The organism is Microbacterium sp. GXF0217 (genome assembly GCF_054798195.1).
In genome coordinates this window covers 1-21,434 of record NZ_JBSJZG010000006.1, presented here as the reverse complement: position 1 = coordinate 21,434, position 21,434 = coordinate 1, and the positions used below count along the sequence as shown (strand labels likewise).

The following is a 21,434-nucleotide window of genomic DNA, read 5'->3' as shown; positions in this document are numbered from 1 at the left end:
AAGGCCCCTCATGTCCCGCTCCACCGACCGCACTCCGGCGACCCGCGTCCGGGTGCGCAAACACTCCTGGGCACGCGTGCTCATCCCGGTCGCGCTCATCCTGATCTGGCTCGCCGGAGCCTCCTTCGGCGGACCCCTCTTCGGCAAGGTCGACGAGGTCTCCTCGAACGACCAGACGAGCTACCTGCCGGAGAGCGCGGACGCCACCCAGGTGCAGGAGCTGCTGGGCGAGTTCAACGACACCGATTCGATCCCGGCCATCGCTGTCTTCGTCGGCGATGCGGCGCTCTCGGATGCGGACATCGAGCAGATCTCGGATGCCGTGGCGGCGGCTCCCGACGTCGAGGGCATCGGCGAGGATGTCTCCCCGGCGCTGGTCTCGGACGACGGGCTCGCCGCGCAGGCGTTCATCCCGGTGCTCAGCGATGCCGAGCTCGGCGACACCGTCACCGCGCTCGAGACCGAACTGCAGGAGGCGGCACCGCCGGGCGTCACGGTCTACGTCACCGGGCCGGCCGGCTTCAGCGCGGATCTCGTCGCCGGCTTCGCCGGAATCGACGGCCTGCTGCTGGGGGTCGCGCTGCTCGCCGTCCTCGTGATTCTCGTGATCGTCTACCGCTCGTTCCTGCTGCCCGTCGTCGTGCTCGCCACGAGCCTGTTCGCCCTGTGCGTCGCGCTCCTCGTGGTCTGGTGGCTCGCGAAGTGGGAGGTCCTGCTCCTGAGCGGGCAGACCCAGGGGATCCTGTTCATCCTCGTGATCGGCGCCGCCACCGACTACGCGCTGCTGTTCGTCGCGCGATTCCGGGAAGAGCTCCGCGCGACCAAGGACACCGGCGCGGCGGTGCTCAAGGCCTGGAAGGGCTCTTTCGAACCGATACTCGCGTCCGGTGGAACCGTGATCGCCGGGCTCCTCTGCCTGCTGCTGAGCGATCTGAAATCGAACAGCACGCTGGGCCCTGTGGCCTCGATCGGCATCGTGTTCGCGATGCTCTCGGCACTCACCCTGCTGCCGTCGCTGCTGCTGCTGTTCGGGCGTGCGGCCTTCTGGCCGCGGCGGCCCGCCTTCGAGCCGCAGGTGGTCGCCGCCGAGAACGGCATGCCCCGCACGGGCCTGTGGGTGCGACTCGCCGGAGTCATCAGCCGCCGCCCGCGCGTGATCTGGATCGTCACGACGGTCGTTCTCCTCGTCGGCGCGTTCGGCGTGACCCAGCTGAATGCCTCCGGCGTCCCCCAGTCGGACCTCGTCCTGGGCTCTTCCCAGGCGCGCGAGGGTCAGCAGGTGCTCGGCGAGCACTTCCCCGGCGGATCCGGCAGTCCCGCGTACGTCGTCGTTCCGGAGGAATCCCTGCAGGATGCCGCGGATGTCCTGCTCGCGAACGACGGCGTCGAATCGGTGTCGGTGACATCCGCGGACTCTCCGAGCGGCTCCGCCCCCGTCACCGAGGACGGCGTCCAGGCCGTCGGCGCTCCTGGCGCCCCGGCCCCTGACCCCACGACGGTCGACGGCGACGTCCTGCTGCAGGCGACGCTGTCGGATGCGGCGGATTCGGATGCCGCGGCATCCACCGTCCGAGAGCTGCGCACCGAGCTCGACGAGGTGGACGCCCTGGTGGGCGGCGTGACCGCGACGGCGATCGACACGAACGATGCGTCGATCCACGACCGCAACCTCATCATCCCCGTCATCCTCGTCGTGATCATGCTGATCCTCATGCTGCTGCTGCGGTCGATCCTCGCGCCGGTGCTGCTCATCCTCACCACGGTGCTGTCGTTCGGCACGGCGATGGGCGTCTCGGCGCTCGTTTTCAACGGCCTGTTCGACTTCCCCGGCGCCGATCCAGCGGTGCCGTTGTACGGCTTCGTGTTCCTCGTCGCGCTCGGGATCGACTACAACATCTTCCTGATGACACGCGTGCGGGAGGAGTCGCTCAAGCACGGCACGCGCGACGGCATCCTGCGCGGCCTCGCGATCACCGGCGGGGTGATCACGTCAGCGGGGCTCGTGCTCGCCGCGACCTTCGCCGCTCTGTCGGTCATTCCGATCCTCTTCCTCGTGCAGCTCGCGTTCATCGTCGCGTTCGGTGTGCTCCTGGACACCTTCGTCGTCCGTACGCTCCTGGTGCCCGCGCTCGCGTACGACATCGGCCGTGCGATCTGGTGGCCGTCGAAGCTCAGCCGCGGCGAGCGCTGAGGGTCACCGGGCTCCGGCGCGACGACCGGTTCCGTGCATCTGACAGCATCCGCTGGGGCGCTGTGCGCAGGTCGAAACATCGCGGAAACGTCGGCGACGCCGTGGCGCAAAGCGCGGCCGACAGGATGGATGTCATTCCACAGAACTGAACGTCCGTGTGGGTGACACGGACGAGGATGACCGGAGTCGCAATGCCCCTCACCGCTCGCACCGTCGCACTCCTCCATCTGCGCACGAGACGCCCCTACGCGGCCGGGTACCAGGCCGAGCTGGACGCGCTGAACGCGTCAGCGGTGCGCACCGTCGCCCAGCTGGGCTGGGAGCCGGTGCTCGTCCCCACGGCCGAGCTGCCGACAGTCGACTCGCACGCGGCGGCGAGAAAGGCGGACCTCATCGTCCTGATGGGCGGCGAGGACGTCGATCCGCGACTGTACGGCGTGCGCGTCGACTATCCGGGCTCGGGGCATCACGAACCGCGCACGGACAGCACGCACATCGCGGTCGTCCTCGAAGCGATGCAGCACCACAAGCCGGTGCTCGGGATCTGCCGCGGGATGCAGGTCATCAACGTCGCCCTCGGCGGGACGCTGGTGCAGCACCTGCCGACGGTCGAGCGGCATCGCGGACCGACGGGCGCTGATCCGTTCGTGCCCACCGTCGTGCGGATAGAGCCGGAGACGGATCTGGATGCCGACGTCGACGCCGCGCAAGCCGTACGGTGCACGCATCACCAGGCAATCGACGTGCTGGGCGCCGGGTTGCGCGTCGCCGCACGTGCCGCGGACGGCGTCGTCGAGGCGGTGGTGCACGAATCGGCGCCGCTTACCGGGGTGCAGTGGCATCCGGAGCATCCCGCGACCGCCGACGACCAGCTCGCGCCGCTCCTGCTGCGGCTCGGTCGACAGGCGGAGCGGATGCCCGCTCGCGCAGGTCGCTGAGCGACGGTCTGCGATAGCGTTCAGGAATGCCACACAGACGCTGTTCCGACTCATGACCGCGGTCGACATCGTCGGCACGATCGGCGAGCTCATCTCGTGGATCGGCCTCATCGCCGGGGTGCCGCTCGTGATCATCGGACTCATGATCCGCGTGGCGGAGGGGCCGTACGCTCCCGCGAGCGTGACGATCGTCGAGGGAATCGACGATCGTCAGTTCGCCCTCTGGAGCGCGGGCGGCCGCACCTGTTCGCGCGTGCTGAGCCCGCACGAGCAGACCAGACGCCCCGACGACGCCTCAGTGACCGGCTATGTGTCCACGAGGGACCCGGAGCGGATGCGACTCGACCGACGCTCCCCCGGCGTGCGCATCTGCTTCATCCTGGCCGGCGTGATGCTCGGGGCTTCGGTGATCGGCTTCCTCGCCTCGTTGCTTCCGCTCGTGGCCTGAGAGTCGCGTTACCCCTTACTTTTTCGCGTTTGTGCACGTTCATGATCTAGTCTACGAACATGCGCACGACTCGCCCAGGCATCGACGTCCCTGACCACCGCGGCCGCACCGGCCTCGACCGTCAGGGGCGCGGCCTCACCCGCAATCCGGATGTCGTCGTCCGAGACGTCGAGCTCATCTCCGACGGCTGGCATGTGCTGCGACGGACCACGCTCGACTACCGACGGCGCGACGGGAGCCGATCGACCCTTCAGCGCGAGACGTACGACCGCGGCGACGGTGCGACGATCCTGCTCTACGACGAGCAGCGAGCCACTGTCCTGCTCACTCGACAGTTCCGCTACCCCGCGTACGTCAACGACCACCCCGACGGGATGCTGATCGAGGCCGCCGCCGGGCTGCTGGATGACGACGACCCGGTCACCGCGATCCGGCGCGAGGTCGCCGAGGAGCTCGGCGTCGAGGTCGGCCCCGTGGCCCACGTCTTCACGGCGTACATGAGCCCCGGTTCCGTCACGGAGAAGGTGCACTTCTACGCGGCGCCGTACAGTCCGGGCGACCGGATCGGCGATGGCGGCGGCGTCGCCTCCGAGGGAGAGGACATCGAAGTGGTCGAGCTCTCGCTCGACGAAGCGCTCGCGATGATCCGCGACGGGCGCATCGTCGACGGCAAGACGATCATGCTGCTGCAGTGGTGGGCGCTCGAGCGCCGGTAGAGCCGATTTTCCGTATCCATCCACTCGAATTCGTTCGGGTTCCTGACATAGGCTGAATCTCGGTATCCGAAATCTGGGGGGTTCGCGGCATCCGCGAACCAAGGACATGGGGAGAAGTACGTGCGTTTGCAAGATCGATTGAACCTGCCCGCGTCCGGGCGGCAGCAGTCCCTGGGGGATCTGGTCCACGAAGAACTCTGCGCAGCCATCATCGACGGGCGCCTGAAGCCGGGTGAGCGTGTCAACGACAAGGTGATCGCCGAAGCCTTCGGCATCTCGCGGACCCCCGTCCGGGAGGCGCTGCAGCGCCTGAGCTGGTCGGGCCTTCTCGAGGTCTCGGCGAGCAGATACACCAAGGTGTCCGAAGTGACCGACGAGATGGCGGCGAGCACACTCGAGTTCGCGGTGCTCCAGGCCGGCAACGCCCTGCACCTGGCGGTGGCCCGCATGACGGGCACCCAGTTGACGGAGGCGGTCGCTCTGCTGGATCGAATGATCGCCGCATCCGAAGCGGACGACGCCGAGGCACTGGTCTCGATATCTCGAGAGTTCGTGGTTCTCGCGATCACGCAGTGCGGCAATGCCGACCTGATCAAGGTTCTGAGCAACGAGCGTCCGGTGGTCGAACGCAACCTGCGTCACGCGCCCCTCGACGTCGGAACGCCCGCGCAGCGACGCGGCGGCTATCGTCGCATGCGGATAGCGCTCCTCGCGAGGGACGCCGACGAGGCCGAGCGCTGGTTCCGCGTGCAGTGCCAGCTGCTGGGCGCAGCCGGCGTCGGCGTGGCGGCCGCGGCATAGGGCCGCTCGGCGTCGTCAATCGACGGCACGGTCCCGGTTGCGCTCGAGCCAGCGGGTGAGCTCAGCGGTGAGGGCTTCGGGCGCATCCAATTTGATCAGGTGCCCCGCGTTCGCGAACTACTGGATCGGCTGATCCGGTAGATCTAGTCGATTCGTCGTGCTCATGCGCGCCCCTGCGACGGGTTCGTCCAGATCGCTCATCCCTCGTACTCTGCTGTCTGCGGAATGTCGGCGCTCGGGTCCTCGCTCGATATCGAATCGGTCCCGAGTGCGACGTATCCATCAGGGAGCGCGTCTACCCACTCGCCGTCGTTCGGTCCACCCACCAGCTTGAATGTCGCCATCCCGACAGCGTATGCCGGAGCCCCGGCCGAAGCCAGCGACGTGGGCACATGGCCGACTCAGTCTTTGGAACCGACGCGAGCCGGGCTCTCGCGACCGATCCGCACGCCCGCGAAGAACGCAGCAGTGGCCGCACTTCCGACGAGCATCCAGACAATCCATCTGGGCATCACTCAGCCTCCCGATGGATTCTCGAGTGGCTTGCCGTTCTCGTCCGTGGTCTCCTCCTCGAGCACCTTCTCGGGATCCTCGGGTGTCGCGCCGCGCCCATTGTCCGCCTCAGCGGAGTCGACAGCATCGTTCGTCTGATTCGGATCACTCATCATCTTCCTCTCGTCGCTGAAGCGACCGTACGCCTGAGCCGATCGACGCGGGCAGGGGGTTGACGAGCAGCCAGAGTCGTCGCGTTGTTCGAGCTTCCGCGGGGACTCGAGAAGCGGGGCCGCTGGTCACGGACGGTGCCTGAGCGAGAGAACGGGATGCTTCCCTGAGGAGGGAGGGGCAGGAGAGAAGCACCCCGTTCGAGGCAGCTCCCAGTGCCGCCTCCCCCCTCGTACGTACGCCGGCTTCGATTGCGTCCGCACTGACCAGGATCCTCCCCGGCCCTCCCCGTCGCAAGCATTTTCTCAGCGGAGTTCTGCCCTGGGCGCACCCTCGGCGTCGCCGCATCACTTCGCGCGCGCGCCTCTTCCCGCGCGTGGGCTGGCGTGAGAGCTGAGGCTGAGGCGCGCTGAGCCTTTCATGACGCGGCAGAAACGACAGTGCCCCTGGAGGGACTCGAATGCGAATTGGGCAATTCGCATACCGGCATGGAACGACAACTTCCGCGTAATTACGCGGATTTTGGAAGGTGTGACGACATCGAAAGACGTCCGAAAACCGCTAGTTGGAAATAGGATGCGGCCAAGAAGCGGCCACGTCGCGGCCCTGGAAACCTGTTGTGGAGCGCGTGTCAGACATATGCCGAAACGGGATGGGTTCAGCGTCGAGTCCGTCGAATTCTGTACCCGCTCCTTTTGAGCAGTTTGCTACCCGATGTTCGCTTTTGGTGATCAAAGCGCCCAAATGGTGCTGGAAGGGTCCGATTGCTGTCACAGGCCGACCGATGGACCGGAAGGGGATCCCGGAACCTGGTGCGGGCGCGCCAACTCCTCTTCGCCGGGCCGGATCCTGTTGCGCGCCTCGCGGGTGATCAGGTCGCCGGCGAGGCCGGCTTCCCGAGCGCGAGCCATCATGCGAGTGGCCGTGCTCACACTCACGCCGAGCTGCTCCGACACGAGCTTGAGGGGCGCCAGGTTCACCGTGGCCGCGATCCGATACAGCCTCACCGCTTCGCGCACGGTCTCCTCGTCGGTGCGATCAGTACGCGATCTCACCTCCGCCAAGTACTGATTGAGGGGCTCGGTCTTGCCCTGTTCTCGGGCGACCTCGACCACGCGCATCGAAGAGAGTGCGACGAGGTACTGCACGCGCACGTCGCGGAGTGCGGCAGCTGTCACCTCCACGCCCTCCCCTGCGCGGTCGACGCGGACTGATGCCGCTGCTGTACGGCGCAGCTTTTCATCGAACACCACATGGAGGCGGATGGCTCCTGCGAGGTTCGCCTCACCCATGGCGATGACGTCCCACGCTCTCGGAAGGCTCACACCGTCGCCCACATCGATCCGCTCACTGTCGGCCACCTCGACTGAAACGTCGCTCATACCGTGAGCTTTTCACGATTCGTGTGCAGTGAGCAATACGTGTCGCGGATTGCTCACCAGCGGAGTATGGTGTGGGCAAGCAATGTCATGCATCGCTCACGAAAGGAGAAAGATATGAACAAGACAGACACTTCACTCGCCCTGACGATGAAGGATGCTGCCAAGCTCGTTGGCGTCGACTACCGCACGATCAAGCTGGGCATCGAGAGCGGGACAATCCCCACGGTGCAGTTGGGACCTAGGCGGATGATCCCGCGCGTGCCGTTGCTGCGCACGTTTGGGGTCGACGCCAGTTAGCCGCGCGCCGCGGCGCTGCCTCGTTCCCCAGCGATTGGCACATGGCCAGTCGCTGGGCCGATAAAGGTGCCTGTCCGGGCCGGTGGCTTGGAGACGTTCTCAGACGGTCGCCTGCACGATCTCTTCTTGACTCGACGACTGGCAGGCCGATCTGGTTCAATCTGGCACTGTGCACGCGATTCACGCGCTCATGCTTCGGGGTTCAGGGGCGAGTCGCCTTGACCGGTGTCGGCAGTGAATGGAAGGTGAAGGTGAACAGCGCTCAGCCGACGTGTCCCCAGTTTCCTCGCCTCACGGCGACGTCTGACACAGTACGCCGATAGACCAGCGCCCCGAGCCGGGGAAGCCAACTGTCCTCGTCCGCGAGCAGGTCCCGTGCGATGGACCACGGGGTCGCGAAGATGTTCGTAGCGGCGAGCATTGCCGGATCTGCACCAAGGGCGATCGCCGCGAGCCGGTGCCGCATGCCGCGTGCCAACAGTTCTCGTGCGGCCGATGTGGACACCCCAAACCGGAGGAAGTCAGGGAGGGAGGCGATGACCGGGGCAAGAGCTTCATCCCCCGTCTCGGCGAGGTGCTCCTGGATCAGCGCGACTGCCTGTTCCACGAGAGTGACGAAGTTGTATAGGACTACCTTCGCGTGAATACGCAGCAGCACGTCCGTATTGACATTCACTCGTTCGGCGATCTGCTCGTACGAGCGGCCCTCCAACCAGGCGAGCACCAGTGCGGTCAGCGAGCCGCCGAAGTCCGATACTTCGGTGCCGCGATACTCAGTCTCGACGTCGCTCGTGAAGCCCGGCTGCTGAAGCGCCCAGTCCACGAGAACGCGGATGAGTTCTGCGTCTGCGGCCGAGCCCGTGGTACTCCATCGGTTGTAGCGCGGGACCAGGTCGTTGATCACCCGATCCACCAGTCGCGGCCGGGCGGAGGTGGAGCGTGCGAGTGCGAGGCGCCCAGTTGACCGCATCTCGACAATCCGCCGCGCGCGCAGCTCGAACACGGTGTGCAGCAGTGCACGGTCGTTCTCGTTCGCCTTCGCGGCCGCGAACGTCTCGGAGGCCAGCCCCTCGGCAATCTGGACGAACTCGTCTTCACCGAGCTCGTCCCGTATGAGCTCGATGAGGGCCGCGTCGACACCATCCACGAGCGGGAACAGTAGTGCGTTCGCCTCCAGCACCCCGTTTGTCAACTGTCGCTGATTACGGGCCAACGCTCGTGCGAGACGACGGATCAGCTCGAGGACGGCACCCTCGACCGGCTCAGCCGGCTGCCCGTCGGCGACCGGACTGACCACCGACCAGTCGTCAGGATTGGCGCAAATCACTAGCCCGCGAGTGGAGCTTCCGGCCCTGCCCGCCCGGCCGACGAGGTTCTTGATATCTCGCGCCAGCATCGCCTCGGGTGCCCGACCGTCCGAACTGCGCTTCACCGAGTACAACACCATCGTCCGGAGCGGAAGATTGACTCCCTCCGCCAGAGTGCTGGTGCACATCACCATTGAGACGTGACGGTCTGACACCAGCTCCTCAAGCACCTCCCGGGTCTCCTGTGGAACGTCGCCATGATGCACGATCGCCCCAGCGCGAAGCACTCTGGCACCTACCCAGTCGTCCCCAAACTCGCGAGACAGATAGGTCACCACAGACTCGACCAACTCCGTGTCTTTTACATAGCTCAACGGCACCGGCAAGTCGAGACCGGACTCGATCTGCTTGAGGAGCTCGTTCGCCAACCCCACGACACCCCGGTTTCCGCCCTTCTCCGTCGCGAAAACTGCGACCGGCCCCAATGCAAGTGCCTTCCGGGCAGCCGCTACAGCCCTCGTCTTCGTCGACGTATAGGCGTACGTGATACGCCTTCTTGTGATCGGATTCGTGTACTGGAAGTTGGCGGGACGCAGGAACTCCGGCAAGGTGTGGGACGGGACCGACGTCGCGGGCTCGTGAAGTTCCAGTCCAATCGTCGCCGTCTTCCCGGAGCCGTCGGGACGAAGCACCGCAAACTCGGCGATGGAGGGTCGGTAGTCGCTTTTCACCACGGTCGCGTCAGATCCGCCGAGCCAGCTGTTGATCTCCTCGACGTTCGGGACAATCGCGGACACGAAAACGGTCCGCGGGCTCGGATCCCGCGCCTTCAGACGTGCGAGCAGAAGCTCCAGTCCCACGCCGCGCGCGCCGCTGTCGAGGAGGTGTCCCTCGTCGCACACCACCAGTGTGATTGCCGACAGCAGTTCAGGGTGCGCGCCGATGAGGCCGGTGAGCGCCTCGGGTGTTGCGATGATGACGCGAACATCGTCGAGATCCTCGCTCTCTTCTGCTCCTGGCACGGTGCCCCCGTACACCGTCCTTGAAAGTAGCCCCATTGAGGACAGGTGCCGGCCGACGCTTCCGCGCAGTTCCCGCGCCAGGGCACGGTAGGGCACAAGCAGGACCGCTTTACTGTCGGGAGAGCGCGTGAGGTGGTCGTAGATGAGGGTCTCGGTGAGCGCAGGCAGTCTTCCCTGCACCCGTTGGCATCTGCAAAGAGTACGACTGGGAACTCGTCAGGAGGCCCGCATCGATTGCCTCGATCTGTGAAGGGAAGAAGTCCCAGACCGGCTGCTTTCTGTCGAGGAACGACTCGACCAGAGGATCCCACCGTCTGCTCACGCCATCCGGAAGGACCGCGCGCAGGTTGGTCTGCTGGAACCGCTGCAACAGTGCCAAATACAGCCGATGTGCCACCCATTCCTCCGGCCCAACATCAAGGGCCTGGGCAGTGCCGTCCTCTGCTGCGGCAACTGCGGCATCAACGATCTGAAGGTCACCGGCGCGCACCGACTGCAGGAGAGCACCCGTGAGTGGTGTGCTCGGACTCGTCGAACGCGTCAGGAGTTCATACGCAGCAGCCTCCACTTGGGTTTCCAAATACTGAGGATCAGCGCGACGCATCGTCATGAAAGCTGACGCAGGATAGCCACCCAAGTAGAAGGCGACCGACGAGAAGAACAAGGCATCCGCTTCGGCGCCGTTCTCAAACGCGAGGCTCACCGAGTCAAGACCACGACCGACCGACGCCCAGTCTGCCGAATTGCTTGCTCCGTCCCTCACCATGTCGAATAGCTCTCCGACAAGCGAGTAGTAAAGGTCCATGCGGCGATCGCCGAGGTAGTCGAGCTGAGCCAGACGGGCGTCGAGCCTAAAGTCCTCAATTGCGTGATTCGTCTCCGCATCCGCGATCCAACGTCCCAGAGTGTCCCTCACGCGACATCCTCCGATTCGTCAGCGCTGATCAATGCCGCGTCGTATACCGACTCGTAGTTCGCCTTCAGGTCGGGCACCGAGATCACAATCAATGACCTCTCATCCGCAGGCGGAGCCTCGACCCCTTCCAGTTCTGCCTCGACCAGGGCGGCAGTGATCACCACCACAGCCCGGAACTCCCGTTGCGCCGCCGGATAGTCGATTACACGAATGAATCGATCCAGTTGCTCAACGGAGACAGTGGACAGACCGGTATCCAGCGCTCGCTCTTTCAACCAGTTCAACGTCTTCACGAAGCGTCGAGAGCTGTCCTTCGTCGAGTCCTCGATCGCAGCTGCAACAGGCTTCCACTTTCCCTGAGTCGACTTCGTTTTCACCTCGGAGCAAATGACTCGGTCCTCATCAGATGGGTGTGGCCAGTGCGGAAGGATTAACTGCACAACATCGGAGCCAGGCGCCGGCTTCGTCCGATCCTGCTTCAATCGCCATTTCTTCGGATCGAGCACCTCGCCTGGGTGTTCACGCGCCGCCTGAAACAGGGCTGTGAGAATCTCCCCGAAGTCGCCCGCCATCGTCGACCCACGTTCGGGCAGCTTCGCGCCGATGATCGCCTGGGCAGACGACGAAGTTCTTGCGATGCGATCGCGCAGAGCTCCGTCTCCGATGTAGCAGCGGCGAACGGGAACGCCGAGTTGCCCGGCAAGCGTCGCAGCCTGCTCCGCGTCAATCTCGACGAGCGTGAATGGACTGATCTGAATGGTCGCGAAGAGATTGCCGAACGCTTCAAGGTCGACCTCAAGTTCCTGCACTGCTGCCCACTCTCTCCCGCTGATGTCGCCACACTCAACAACCATCATGCCGCCTCAGGAAGGCGAGTCCGCGTCGCGAGACGCCACCCCTCTGCGGCGGATCACCAACCTCCGTGTTGGTGTCACGTCTCGGAGTGCTCGAGCGACCGCAAGCCGGTCATTCAAACAAGTCCGTGACAAGGTCCCGCCAGCGATACTGAGACCCTCTTAGCCCGTATAGCCCACCCGAACGCCCTCTCGCTCAGCGCCCGCCCAACAGCCCGTCTTACGCCCGCTCGCACTCCGGCACCCTCATCCCGAATCCGCAGCGTGGGCGCCGCATAGGCGGGATCACGGAACCGCGGATCCATCGCGTCACGCGTAGGTGTGTCGCCCCCCCCGCCCGACACCCTCTCAACGGTCACTGCGCCGAGTGCGATGTGGATAAGGGACCAACAGCGGCTTCGGGGCAGCGACCCGACATCGGACGAATCACCGACGCATACGCGTCGAGCGCCTCGAGGATTCCCCGGTGCTGCCACACGCGGCCGCGACTCCTCCCCGTGGTCTCGGTGAGCACGTTCCGATCGGTGAGCGAATCGAGCGCGCGGAGCGCGGACATTTCACCGAGGCCGAGCGAGTTCTTGAGGTACTTGACGTTCACCGCGGGCTGACTCACCAGGTGCGGCAGGATCCTCCATGCCGCGGCATCCGCTCGGATGCCCGCCATCTTCGAGCGGGAATCGTCGAGCTGATCCACGAGATCGTCGACGAGCTGCATGCCCGTCGTCGCAGCGATCCTACTCGCCCCGGCGAAAACGCGGATGATCGGACCCGCGTCACCACCACGAAATGACCTGAGGGCGTCGAAGTAGCGGGGCACGTCAACGAGGAGGCCAGCAGAGATCGGCACAGCCGTCGATCCGACAAAGTCCTTGTTTCGCAGAATCGACTGCGCGAGTGCTCGGCCGGTTCGGCCATTGCCATCGGGGAACGGGTGAATCGTCTCGAACTGTGCGTGCGCCACGGCGACTTGCACGAGTACCGGCACGTCCTGCCGCTGCACGAACCGGACGAGGTCTCCGATCGCACCAGGAACGCGATCCTGATGTGGTGCGGCGAAGCCGGCGAGGCGGGAACCGGCTTCACCCTTGCCGATCCAGACCTGCTCAGTGCGGAATCGCCCCGCTTCCTCGGAAGGGAAGCCCGCCTGGTGGAGCATCAGCGCTTTGTGCATCGCCAGAATTGAGCGCTCGCTGACGTCATCGGCCAATTGCAGAGCGGCCTCCATGGCGCGGACATTTCCGATGACCGTGAGCGCGTTCGCCTTGTCACCCTCGTCGATCTCCGCGAGGGCAAGCTGCTGGGCCGACGTCGTGAGTTGCTCGATTTGGGAGCTCGACACCGACTCGGCACGTAGCAGGATTGCCGTCATCGGCCGCAATGCGGGGTTGCCCTCGCCAAGCTTTCGCTGCGCGTGATGATCAAACTCGACCAGCTGGCGAGTCGCGTCCTCGAGGTCTGCCGAATCTTCGCTCGAGATGACAGGAGTCCAAGCGGCTATGGCTGGGGGCACCACTGCGTCATATGCTCCAGTCCGTCGCTCCACTTCGGCTCGCGAGTGAATCTGGGGTGCACTCGGAATCCAGTCGAGGGTCTCGTACCCCGCCGCATCGACGGGGATAGGACTGCTGGCAGGTGTGGCCATAGATCGAGCTTACCAACACTTATGCCAACAAGTGTTGGTAAGCTTCTCGTTACCAACACTACGTCCCGATCCCGCGTCCAGCACTCGATTCCCTGACCACCGGTCCGGTAGACATCGCCGCATCTTGTCTCCGTGCCGACCGCCGTATCTCCGCCTCTGCCGCGCGCACGGCATCTTGGACCGTCAACTCCGGCGTCTCGCGTTGCATCGACTCGACGAGGCGCTCGCGGGCCGCAGCATCCGACCCCGCGACCACAATCGCGAGGTTGTGCACCCGCCCGCGCGTGAGGCCCACATAAAGCCCGGCAGCATCCACATCCGGTCCGACGACCGAGGCATCCGCGGTGTCGCCCTGCACGCCGTGCACCGTGGACGCGTAGGCGAGCTGCAGATGCTCGCGCGCGTACTCGGCAGAGACGGCCGTGACCTCGCCGCTGTCCACCACGGAGACGAGAGACACATGCGCGTCGTGGATGCCGCGGACGATCCACTGCGCCCGGTTCTCGACGCCCGTGCGCCGGTCGTTGAGGCGGGTCTGGACCGTGTCGCCGACGAGGATGCGCTGCTCCCCCATTCCCCAGGCAACGCCGCTCGCGTCGAGCTCGCCCTGATCGACTCGCCGCTGCTGGATGGCGTCGTTGATCGCATCCGCTTCGGCGTTCGAGCCGGACACCAGAGTCACCCGTTTGCCGTGCTCGTGCCACTCGAAGTAGGCCTCGATCATGCGCTCACGCGCCGCATTCTGATGATCCACCCTTGCGACGTGACCATGCTCCGAAAGCTCAGCGGCGACAACCAGCGCATGCTCGCGGTCCCCTGCGTCGCGGAGCCGCAGCGTAGTCAGGATCGCGGAAGCGATGCACCGTATCGAGCTCGACCGCAGCGTTCGCATGCCGAATCGCGGAACCCATCGCTCCCGCATGTCCGACGGGCAACGCCTGATGTGTGTCGCCAACGAATGCCAGCCCGACGCTTTGCTCGATGGCGAGCTCGGCGAGGGCGTTCGCCGTCTGCAGCTCGACCATGCCGGCCTCGTCGACGACAATCCGGTCGCGCGGGCGCAACGGGAATCGTGTCGGTCCGGCGTACGCGACTCCCGTAGTCGGATCGGTCTCCCCGAGCCACAGTCGAGTCCAGACCATCGCGCCCGCTTCATCGGCTCCCCAGCGGTATCCGTGGTCGAGAAGCAGCGCGTGAAGGCTGGATGCTTCGGCGCCGATATCGCGTGAAGCCACCGACGCCGCCTTCCGGGTCGGTGCGGCAACGAGCATCCGCCGTCGTTGCGCTGAGAGCGCGGCATACGCGACCTTCAGCATCGTTGTCTTGCCAGCGCCAGCGGGGCCGGTCACGGTCACGAGCCCGTCGGTGCCGGCGATCGCGCACGCTGCGACGCGCTGCGAGGCATCCAAGGTCGCGTGATCCTCTTGCGGTGCGAGCTTGTTCAGCTCATTGGGTATCAGCGAGCGACCCGGATGCGCAACTGCCTCCAAGCGGCCAGCGAGACGCACCTTGGCGCGCAGGGTCTCGGCTGCCATGAAGGCTTTGACGTGCGGCGGCGGGTCGTCCGCGACGAGCCGAGATACGGTGCGCATGGCGCGTGTCGTGATCTCGGCGATCACATTGTCGAGGCGGTCACGCTCGGTGACGATACCCGTGCGTGAGAGGGCGCGGATCGCACCTGCGCGGATGTCGAAGCTGCTGAATCGTCCACCGCAGGAGGTGGATCTCTCGTCCGCGTCGACGACCGCCTGCGCAGCAAGCAGGTCGAGATCGACGGCGTCCAGGTCCGCCGCGGCGACGGCTATCGGCGTGCGCGGGGCACCGAGGTTTGGGGCGACCGCCGCGATTTCGTCGCGCACGTGCGTCTCCCACAACGCCTCATCGAGGTCGTCCGGCTTGTTCGGTCGCGCGATGGCCCAAGCGCGCCGGTCGATCTGTTGGAGTGCTTCGACGCTAGGCGATGACCCTCCGTGCTCCGCGGACCACTCTGCGATCAGGCGTGCACGGTTCGTCCCGATCTGCGCGGACCGTCGCGAGAGGGGACGTACAGCTCCGGCGAGTTCGGCGATCTCCCCCGCGTCGTCGAGCGTGTATCCGTGGCGCGCAAGCGCGGTGATCCACGCGCGATCCGTGCGGGCAGCCAGCTCACCCTCGGCGTTGACAACCGTGTGCAGCTTCATCGCCACGCGCGAGTCGAGGTTCGACCACTTGCCGTCGACGCCGAGCACTTTGATGTTGAGCCAGAGATGCCGGTGGATGTGCGGGTCGAGTGCGCGTGAACGCCGGTGCTGCAGCTCGACAACCTCGAGGCGAGCGATCTCCTCTCGGACAAGCCCGCCATGTCCGCGGCGCGCATTGAGCTCGGCCTGCCAAGTGAGCAAGACGCGGTCGCGCAGCCGGTCTTGAAGTGCTTCGAACTCGGCGGCCAGTTCCGGATGCAGCAGTGCGGCGATGCTGTACGACTTCGGGTGATTGATCGTCCCGTCGAGCAGCAGGTCGGCGTCCGGGCTCAAGCGCTGGACCCCACGCTCCTCCCCCGTGATCGGATCATGCCCGGTGAGCCAGACGCGAAGGCCCCCAGCGGTGAGGACGTCAGACGTGATGACGCCATTGTCGACGATGAATCGAGACATGGTGGAACCGGATGCCGCACTGTACGCCTCGAGCGCTTCCGCGCCGGTTGTGGGGTGGATGTGGGCGTCGCAGGTGCCCTTAAACGCGTACGAGATCGCCTGCCGAACCCCGCGGGATTCAGCACCTCGCTTCCAGCGCTCGAGGCCTCCTCGCATGTCGTCAGAGTAGGCTCAATTTTGCCGATTAGCCAGGGATTTTTCCGCGTTGTAGGCAACTGCAGCGAAGCGGCCCTAAACGTCTTCGTCCACCATGGGTGCCTGCGTGCATCGACCTCGATTGACCTCGGTCACAAGCCGGCTTCACGCGAGCCACCAACCGCAGTCGCGCCCACTCGACTGTAGGGTGACGATGTGCCCCTCGACGCAGATCTCCTTCAGCGCCTCGACATCACCGCGTCACTTGAGCGGGAGCTTGCTACGTCAACACGACTACTACCGCGCCGCCTCGATCGGAAAGCACTCGTCGCTCAATCACAGCGAGTCGAGGCGATGCTCCGAGTCAAGTATGCGAAGGACCATTACGGCGATATCGCTGACATCGTATTCGTCGACAAGAATCGACACGGTCGGAGACCAGTAGCGGAGATGACGCTGTCAGACCGCGTCCTATACCGCGCGCTGGTCACGTTGATCTCGTCCTCCTTGCCGGAACACCTGACGACGCGCCCACCGATCGAAGAGTTTCGGTCTTCGCCTCTCACCGTTGACGATGTCGAGTACATCAGCAAGACGGACGTGACCTCCTTCTACGATTTCGTCGATCACGAACGGCTCGCCAAGGAGTTGGAAGCGCAGACCGGAGAAGGACCCGCCATCGATGCATTGATGGCATTGCTTGAAAGGGTCATGGGTCGCAGGCTCGGCCTTCCCCAGGTCTATCGCCCTAGCGACGTCCTGGGCGATACGTACATCGATCCAGTGCGTCGCCGCATGCGACGAGCCGGATTTCACGTGAGCACGTACTCAGACGACTTCCGAATCGCGAGTTCCTCTTTGGCGGACGCCCGACGCGCACTTGAAATGTGTGCTCGAGAAGCACGCGAGCTTGGTCTCGCACTCAACGAAAGCAAGACGTTCACGTTCGGTGTCGACAAGTACAGGCAGTCATTGACAGAGTTCGCGGACGCTGAGGCAGCTCTGTTCAGCGATGACGAAGAACCCGTCAGCCTGTGGCTCGACGACTACACAGATGACGAATCCTCCGAGATTCCTCAGTCGTTCAGCGGAGTGCTTGCCCAGGCGAGTGTCTTCGAAGACGATGCGATCGACGACAGCGATGAGGTCGACGCAACTACGCGTCCCGACAATGTTCATACCGACGCCGCCTTGCGTGCTTGGAGGCTTTGGGCCGAGTCTGCGCCCGACGAGAGCCATCACGATGTCCGTACCGCGGCCATCGCCGAGTCGCTCCTCGGCCGCGCGCTACCAATCTTGGGCGCTTCAGGACAGCTCGTGCCCCTACCCCGCCTATCGGACATCCTCAGGTCGGAACCAGCCCTAACTCCGCAAGTTGCGCAGTATCTCGCGGCCCTCAACCAAGCTGGACCAGCGGCCCGCATTCAGGTCCGCGCCGAGCTCGATCGACTCACAGCCGAGCCTAGCTTCAGCCCATGGCAGCAACTCTGGCTCGCATGGGCTGCGGGAAACATCCGCCCTATGAGAGACGCGCCACCGCACTACGATTGGCTCATCCGCTGCACCGAAGGCGCCGATCAAGCGCTCTCCGCCACCGCCTGCGCGGCGCTCGGTCGCCTTAGACACGGAACATCAGCTCAACTCGCGCATACTCTGGATCAGATAGGCCCAGCCTGGCGAGGACTTGTCATCGTCGGCCTCGCTATGCTCGATCGCGCCACGGCACTGACCTACGCCGACGAGAGAATGGACCGTTTCATCATCGAAGAGGTGGCTCCGGATGCAACCCGATCCTCGGAGTAACGAGGCAGACTTAACCGTCCAACTCATCAACCGGACGCTCGCACTGCATCGCAGGCAAGTTGCTGTATTGATACAGAGCGCGCATCCGTCTCGCGTTCAAGATCCGGAGTTCGATGCGCTCCAGATCCAGCGCCAGGCCACCTATCTGCGCATCGTGTCGGCTACGGAAGCATTCTGCGCAGAACGGCTGGTTGAACTCGGGGAGACCAAGATCAACCCCAGCGAGAACCAGCTCCGCCGCGAGATCTGGGAACAGGCGGCCATCAACGCAACGGCAAACTGGGATGCGATTCAAAGGGCGCTGAAAGACTGGCACGATGCCCGCCCGTCATGGGCAGACGTCAATCGCATTGCCGAGGTACGGAACGCGATTGCACACGGCCTCGGCACCCTCACTCGCCGACAACGGTCCAAGCAACAGTCGACAACGCGCATTCGAGAGTCTGGCGTGAGGTTGAAGGGCATTCGCCTGGAACTCGAAGAATCCGACCTTGAGCGCGCAGCAGGGATATGCATCACCCTCGTTGGCGAAGTGGATGTGCAGACGAAGTAGCTAGGCACGGGCACCCATAATCTCATCGAGAGTTGCGTGACAGCAGCGTCACCCTTCCCGGAGCGGAATGCGGCGTACGCGTTCCCGGCCCCAGGCTACCGCTGGATAGGTGTGCGCGACCTCCGGTTCCTTTCCAGGCAGCGCCCGAACGCTCGGTCGGATGGGCTGCAAGCGCCGATCACGCGTGCACGAGTTTGCGCGCCTCGACGGCGATCCGGTCCATCTCGGCGCCCGGCACCGCTGTCACGTCCAGGCTCCGCCAGGCTTCGATCGCTGCATCGAAAACATCGAGCGCGCGCGAGTCAGCACCCGCGGGCGGCTCCTGAAACGCAACTGATACCGGAACGTCGGCATCCGCCCGCCTGTTCTCGATTCCAGCGCTCACCATCGCACCGCTGTCACGAATCCGAGTCACAACGAAATTCCATGACTGGAGCTCCTGCTCCAGCAAGTCGGTGTCTTTCACATCGAAAGCAAATGCGTGCGACAGCTGGTCAACGTGGTCGTCGACTACAGCGAAGTCGAATCGCCCCCTCTGCTTTCCGATGATAGCGCGGGGTCGCCTAAACAACGACTCCCCTAGTTCAAGGCTGCCAGTGCGGACATATAGGTCACTGAGGTGCTGTACGAGCCTCGTGCGCGTCTTTGAACGCGGTGCTCTGTCTGGCATCGCGACGAGTGCTTGATACAGAAAGTCTGCGCCCTCATTCGCTGAACTTGCCTCGACGGGTGCTGGCGCACTCAACTGAAGTATGTTGTTGAATCGGTGCGAAAGCAGTTCCAGCCAGGAGCGGCTGACCGTTTCCGGCCTGGTGGCGGCAAAAAATGCTAGCGGCGGCTGCTCGTAATCACGGACTGCCTGTTCCAGACTCTCCAGCCACGGCCTAAGCACGTGCGCATCTCCGCCCAGTCGACTCGCTCGTCTGAGATTCGGCACCGAACGGATCGCCCAGTCCCCACGATCACGACCGACGATGACACCAACGTTGACTCGTTCGCCTCGAGCCACGTCGGGCACATAGCGAACGAGCCAATAGTTGTATGGCTCATCCATGTGCAGGTCCTGTTCGGCTCGATCTGTGCGTCGGGGCAAGCAACCGGGTCCGTTTCGCTACGTCTGGTGCTCTGCGGTATAGCAACCACCCCATAGCTTCCAAGTCGCTGGTGGGAATCCCCCATTCTACCGGCACCTCCGACACTGCATCTAGCAGTTCCTCGCGAGTCACAGCCTCGATACGGTCTGCAACCTCGTGTAGGCGTTGTGCGCTCAGCCCCTTCGGTGGCAGACGAAAGGATCCATCGACAGCCAGGAGGTGTTGGAGCACGTGCTCATCCCAATCACCCTCCCCCGTGGTGAACCAGAGTCCGTGGTCGTACGACCAAATCGAAGATGAGTTGGCGACTTCGTACAGCCACTGTTCGTCTTCGCCAAGACACCAGTCCCAAAGGGCGAGAAGAGCAGACTGCCGTCGAGCGTTATCGTCTCGACGTGTATACCCGATCGAATCGTCATCGATGGCGCCAGCTACGTGCAGCGAGGCATGGGCAACCACTGCGCCAGCCGTCGGCGGGACGGGGTATAGTTCCCAGGCCATCGAGGCTGGCAAGACTCGTGCAAGTGCACGCGAGCATACGGGAGCTCCAATCAGCGCGCCCACTCGCTCCACGATCACCTCGTTCGCCAAGACATAGTTGCCCTGGCGATTTCCGGGAACCTTGAACCAATAGCTGTTGCCGTCATCCGCGATACCGAGGAATGCGTCAGCTCCAGATGACAGAGCCTTCCGCAGCGGTGCACGCAGCGTAATGGATGCAGTCCCTCGATTACGGCCGCTGAGCCCACCAGTCCAGTCCGCCAGTTCGTGATGAGGACGCGTCATGATGGGATGCTATCGGCACCGCGATCGCCATCCCCAACTCATGACTCCCGCGACAGCGAGAGAGACGCTACCGACGCTTCGCGCGCCCATGCCGCCGGGTGGTGGTGCTACCCCCCGCCGTCCCGTCGTTGACTGGTCGAAGTCGCCCTTCACCACAGTCCCGCCGGTTGGCGATAATCCTCCGCGACGAAGATCTGGTGACGTGGTCAGCCCTGCCACTGGCGTAGTCTGCTCCGATAGTCACCTCGACCGATCGTGATGCTCTCGGCGCCCGAACGAAAGCGTCGCACAGACTCAGCGCTGATTGCTGTTCTTTCACAGGAAGCAGCTCCGCGGACCAGCCATATTGACGCTTCGCGTGCTGGCAGGGCACAACCCCGGTGAGCGAAATCAGCACGGAAAAGAAGCGGCTGACCCTGCGCGCCTCGCCACCGCTTCGTTGCCTGCTTCAAAGTCGAGCGCGCTGGCACCCGAGCCTCGGAGGGGGCGGCCAGTACCCCGCAGGATTCGACTGTGAGTCTCACTCGGCACGCCCGTCGTCCCATATCGCGGTGAGTTCCGCGCCCGTCGCACGCAGCAGATCGAAGACCTTCCGAATGTAGATCGTCGGCCTGCCGGATTCGATCTCGCTCACCGACCGCTGCGAGATCCCCAACTGGTCCGCGAGCGCCGTCTGCGACAGCCCTTGAGCGAGGCGAGCCTGTCGAGTCACCAGGCCGTTGTCGCCAGGAGAGCGAAGCCGTGCCGTATGGTCGCCCATGTTCACACCTCACTACGTTTGCCGGATAGCGTGACGTTATTACGATTTCCGTATGGCGGGGCGCGAGACGTTTCGACAGGGGCCCCGCCTCGGGCGATCAAGCGCGGCCTTCACAGCGGTCCGCTCCGATACCTAGCACCCCAGCGATCGGGCGCGGCGCAGTGCTCGTCGTCGAACGGCTGCTAAGCGGAGCGCGCCAGCGCGGAGTCTGCAAGGAGTGAGCGGACGAGAACGGAGCCGCGACCGATCGCTACACTCTTGGCGTCGGAGGGAGGCGCCTCGGCCCCACCACCAATTGACGACATCCAGGTCCATCTATCCACATCGATCATCGGTCGCGTTGACGGGTCCCCACAAGTGTCCGACACTAGGCGGATACTGACGGTCAAGCCGGTATCGATCGGAGGTCGAGATGGTGACTCTGTCACTCTGATTTGGCCCAGGGGTGACGGTCTGATCTGGCCCATGTTGCGACGCGCCGGGGTGTTCATGT

General features: G+C 64.5%; 19 protein-coding genes. 8 read left to right on the top strand and 11 right to left on the bottom strand.

The window, feature by feature from the left end; all coding sequences use genetic code 11:
• The first annotated feature begins 10 nt into the window (after window positions 1–10).
• The 5 genes from ACWAT3_RS12935 (at window position 11) to ACWAT3_RS12915 (ending at window position 5,094) form a co-directional block, all read left to right on the top strand.
• Window positions 11–2,191 (top strand): MMPL family transporter, encoded by a 2,181-nt coding sequence (locus ACWAT3_RS12935; RefSeq protein WP_460799023.1) that lies wholly within the window; start codon window positions 11–13, stop codon window positions 2,189–2,191.
• 191 nt (window positions 2,192–2,382) lie between these two features.
• Entirely contained in the window at window positions 2,383–3,129 is a 747-nt protein-coding gene (locus tag ACWAT3_RS12930) for a gamma-glutamyl-gamma-aminobutyrate hydrolase family protein (RefSeq protein ID WP_460799021.1), read from the top strand.
• Between the two features lie 52 nt (window positions 3,130–3,181).
• Entirely contained in the window at window positions 3,182–3,577 is a 396-nt protein-coding gene (locus ACWAT3_RS12925) for a hypothetical protein (RefSeq protein WP_460799020.1), read from the top strand.
• A gap of 59 nt (window positions 3,578–3,636) precedes the next feature.
• The gene (locus tag ACWAT3_RS12920) at window positions 3,637–4,293 is read left to right on the top strand and encodes an NUDIX domain-containing protein (RefSeq protein WP_460799018.1); all 657 of its coding nucleotides are present in this window, start codon (window positions 3,637–3,639) and stop codon (window positions 4,291–4,293) included.
• Between the two features lie 120 nt (window positions 4,294–4,413).
• Complete coding sequence (locus ACWAT3_RS12915) at window positions 4,414–5,094, top strand: GntR family transcriptional regulator (RefSeq protein WP_460799017.1); 681 nt, start codon at window positions 4,414–4,416, stop codon at window positions 5,092–5,094.
• Window positions 5,095–5,291: 197 nt separating this feature from the next.
• Here the strand turns inward: ACWAT3_RS12915 and ACWAT3_RS12910 are convergent, their stop codons facing one another.
• The 3 genes from ACWAT3_RS12910 to ACWAT3_RS12900 form a co-directional block, all read right to left on the bottom strand.
• Entirely contained in the window at window positions 5,292–5,438 is a 147-nt protein-coding gene (locus ACWAT3_RS12910) for a hypothetical protein (protein ID WP_460799015.1), read from the bottom strand.
• Between the two features lie 171 nt (window positions 5,439–5,609).
• A complete protein-coding gene (locus tag ACWAT3_RS12905) occupies window positions 5,610–5,759 on the bottom strand; it encodes a hypothetical protein (RefSeq protein WP_460799013.1) in 150 nt (49 codons plus the stop codon).
• Between the two features lie 768 nt (window positions 5,760–6,527).
• Window positions 6,528–7,139, bottom strand: a complete 612-nt coding sequence (locus tag ACWAT3_RS12900) for a hypothetical protein (RefSeq protein WP_460799011.1) — start codon at window positions 7,137–7,139, stop codon at window positions 6,528–6,530.
• Window positions 7,140–7,253: 114 nt separating this feature from the next.
• Between ACWAT3_RS12900 and ACWAT3_RS12895 the strand changes: the two genes are divergently transcribed.
• Window positions 7,254–7,436, top strand: coding sequence for a helix-turn-helix domain-containing protein (locus ACWAT3_RS12895; protein ID WP_460799010.1), 183 nt, complete (start codon window positions 7,254–7,256; stop codon window positions 7,434–7,436).
• A gap of 262 nt (window positions 7,437–7,698) precedes the next feature.
• Here the strand turns inward: ACWAT3_RS12895 and ACWAT3_RS12890 are convergent, their stop codons facing one another.
• From ACWAT3_RS12890 to ACWAT3_RS12865, 6 genes are all read right to left on the bottom strand, one after another.
• On the bottom strand, window positions 7,699–9,861 hold the full coding sequence (locus ACWAT3_RS12890) for a DEAD/DEAH box helicase (RefSeq protein ID WP_460799377.1): 2,163 nt from the start codon (window positions 9,859–9,861) through the stop codon (window positions 7,699–7,701).
• Window positions 9,862–9,874: 13 nt separating this feature from the next.
• Window positions 9,875–10,681, bottom strand: a complete 807-nt coding sequence (locus ACWAT3_RS12885) for a hypothetical protein (RefSeq protein WP_460799008.1) — start codon at window positions 10,679–10,681, stop codon at window positions 9,875–9,877.
• On the bottom strand, window positions 10,678–11,538 hold the full coding sequence (locus ACWAT3_RS12880; protein WP_460799007.1) for a Hachiman antiphage defense system protein HamA: 861 nt from the start codon (window positions 11,536–11,538) through the stop codon (window positions 10,678–10,680). The genes ACWAT3_RS12885 and ACWAT3_RS12880 overlap by 4 nt, the downstream gene beginning before the upstream one ends.
• Before the next feature lie 352 nt (window positions 11,539–11,890).
• The gene (locus ACWAT3_RS12875) at window positions 11,891–13,177 is read right to left on the bottom strand and encodes a Fic family protein (RefSeq protein ID WP_460799005.1); all 1,287 of its coding nucleotides are present in this window, start codon (window positions 13,175–13,177) and stop codon (window positions 11,891–11,893) included.
• 58 nt (window positions 13,178–13,235) lie between these two features.
• On the bottom strand, window positions 13,236–13,931 hold the full coding sequence (locus ACWAT3_RS12870) for a hypothetical protein (RefSeq protein WP_460799003.1): 696 nt from the start codon (window positions 13,929–13,931) through the stop codon (window positions 13,236–13,238).
• 28 nt (window positions 13,932–13,959) lie between these two features.
• Complete coding sequence (locus ACWAT3_RS12865) at window positions 13,960–15,810, bottom strand: AAA family ATPase (protein WP_460799001.1); 1,851 nt, start codon at window positions 15,808–15,810, stop codon at window positions 13,960–13,962.
• A gap of 351 nt (window positions 15,811–16,161) precedes the next feature.
• Here ACWAT3_RS12865 and ACWAT3_RS12860 point away from each other — a divergent pair, with 351 nt between their 5' ends.
• Together ACWAT3_RS12860 and ACWAT3_RS12855 are read left to right on the top strand one after the other, a co-directional pair.
• Window positions 16,162–17,748: a reverse transcriptase domain-containing protein gene (locus ACWAT3_RS12860; RefSeq protein ID WP_460798999.1), complete on the top strand. Its 1,587-nt coding sequence runs from the start codon at window positions 16,162–16,164 to the stop codon at window positions 17,746–17,748.
• Window positions 17,726–18,301, top strand: a complete 576-nt coding sequence (locus ACWAT3_RS12855) for a hypothetical protein (protein ID WP_460798997.1) — start codon at window positions 17,726–17,728, stop codon at window positions 18,299–18,301. Before ACWAT3_RS12860 ends, ACWAT3_RS12855 begins: the two co-directional genes overlap by 23 nt.
• A 178-nt stretch (window positions 18,302–18,479) precedes the next feature.
• Here the strand turns inward: ACWAT3_RS12855 and ACWAT3_RS12850 are convergent, their stop codons facing one another.
• Both ACWAT3_RS12850 and ACWAT3_RS12845 read right to left on the bottom strand, forming a co-directional pair.
• On the bottom strand, window positions 18,480–19,355 hold the full coding sequence (locus ACWAT3_RS12850) for a DUF3037 domain-containing protein (protein WP_460798995.1): 876 nt from the start codon (window positions 19,353–19,355) through the stop codon (window positions 18,480–18,482).
• A 1,346-nt stretch (window positions 19,356–20,701) separates the two neighbouring features.
• The gene (locus tag ACWAT3_RS12845; protein WP_460798994.1) at window positions 20,702–20,941 is read right to left on the bottom strand and encodes a helix-turn-helix domain-containing protein; all 240 of its coding nucleotides are present in this window, start codon (window positions 20,939–20,941) and stop codon (window positions 20,702–20,704) included.
• Between the last annotated feature and the right edge of the window lie 493 nt (window positions 20,942–21,434).

Coding starts and splice junctions, on each gene's coding strand:
- ACWAT3_RS12935 (WP_460799023.1), top strand. CDS start 11: ATGTCCCGCTCCACCGACCGCACTCCGGCGACCCGCGTCCGGGTGCGC.
- ACWAT3_RS12930 (WP_460799021.1), top strand. CDS start 2,383: ATGCCCCTCACCGCTCGCACCGTCGCACTCCTCCATCTGCGCACGAGA.
- ACWAT3_RS12925 (WP_460799020.1), top strand. CDS start 3,182: ATGACCGCGGTCGACATCGTCGGCACGATCGGCGAGCTCATCTCGTGG.
- ACWAT3_RS12920 (WP_460799018.1), top strand. CDS start 3,637: ATGCGCACGACTCGCCCAGGCATCGACGTCCCTGACCACCGCGGCCGC.
- ACWAT3_RS12910 (WP_460799015.1), bottom strand. CDS start 5,438: ATGGCGACATTCAAGCTGGTGGGTGGACCGAACGACGGCGAGTGGGTA.
- ACWAT3_RS12905 (WP_460799013.1), bottom strand. CDS start 5,759: ATGAGTGATCCGAATCAGACGAACGATGCTGTCGACTCCGCTGAGGCG.
- ACWAT3_RS12900 (WP_460799011.1), bottom strand. CDS start 7,139: ATGAGCGACGTTTCAGTCGAGGTGGCCGACAGTGAGCGGATCGATGTG.
- ACWAT3_RS12895 (WP_460799010.1), top strand. CDS start 7,254: ATGAACAAGACAGACACTTCACTCGCCCTGACGATGAAGGATGCTGCC.
- ACWAT3_RS12880 (WP_460799007.1), bottom strand. CDS start 11,538: ATGATGGTTGTTGAGTGTGGCGACATCAGCGGGAGAGAGTGGGCAGCA.
- ACWAT3_RS12875 (WP_460799005.1), bottom strand. CDS start 13,177: ATGGCCACACCTGCCAGCAGTCCTATCCCCGTCGATGCGGCGGGGTAC.
- ACWAT3_RS12865 (WP_460799001.1), bottom strand. CDS start 15,810: ATGTCTCGATTCATCGTCGACAATGGCGTCATCACGTCTGACGTCCTC.
- ACWAT3_RS12855 (WP_460798997.1), top strand. CDS start 17,726: ATGCAACCCGATCCTCGGAGTAACGAGGCAGACTTAACCGTCCAACTC.
- ACWAT3_RS12850 (WP_460798995.1), bottom strand. CDS start 19,355: ATGGATGAGCCATACAACTATTGGCTCGTTCGCTATGTGCCCGACGTG.
- ACWAT3_RS12845 (WP_460798994.1), bottom strand. CDS start 20,941: ATGGGCGACCATACGGCACGGCTTCGCTCTCCTGGCGACAACGGCCTG.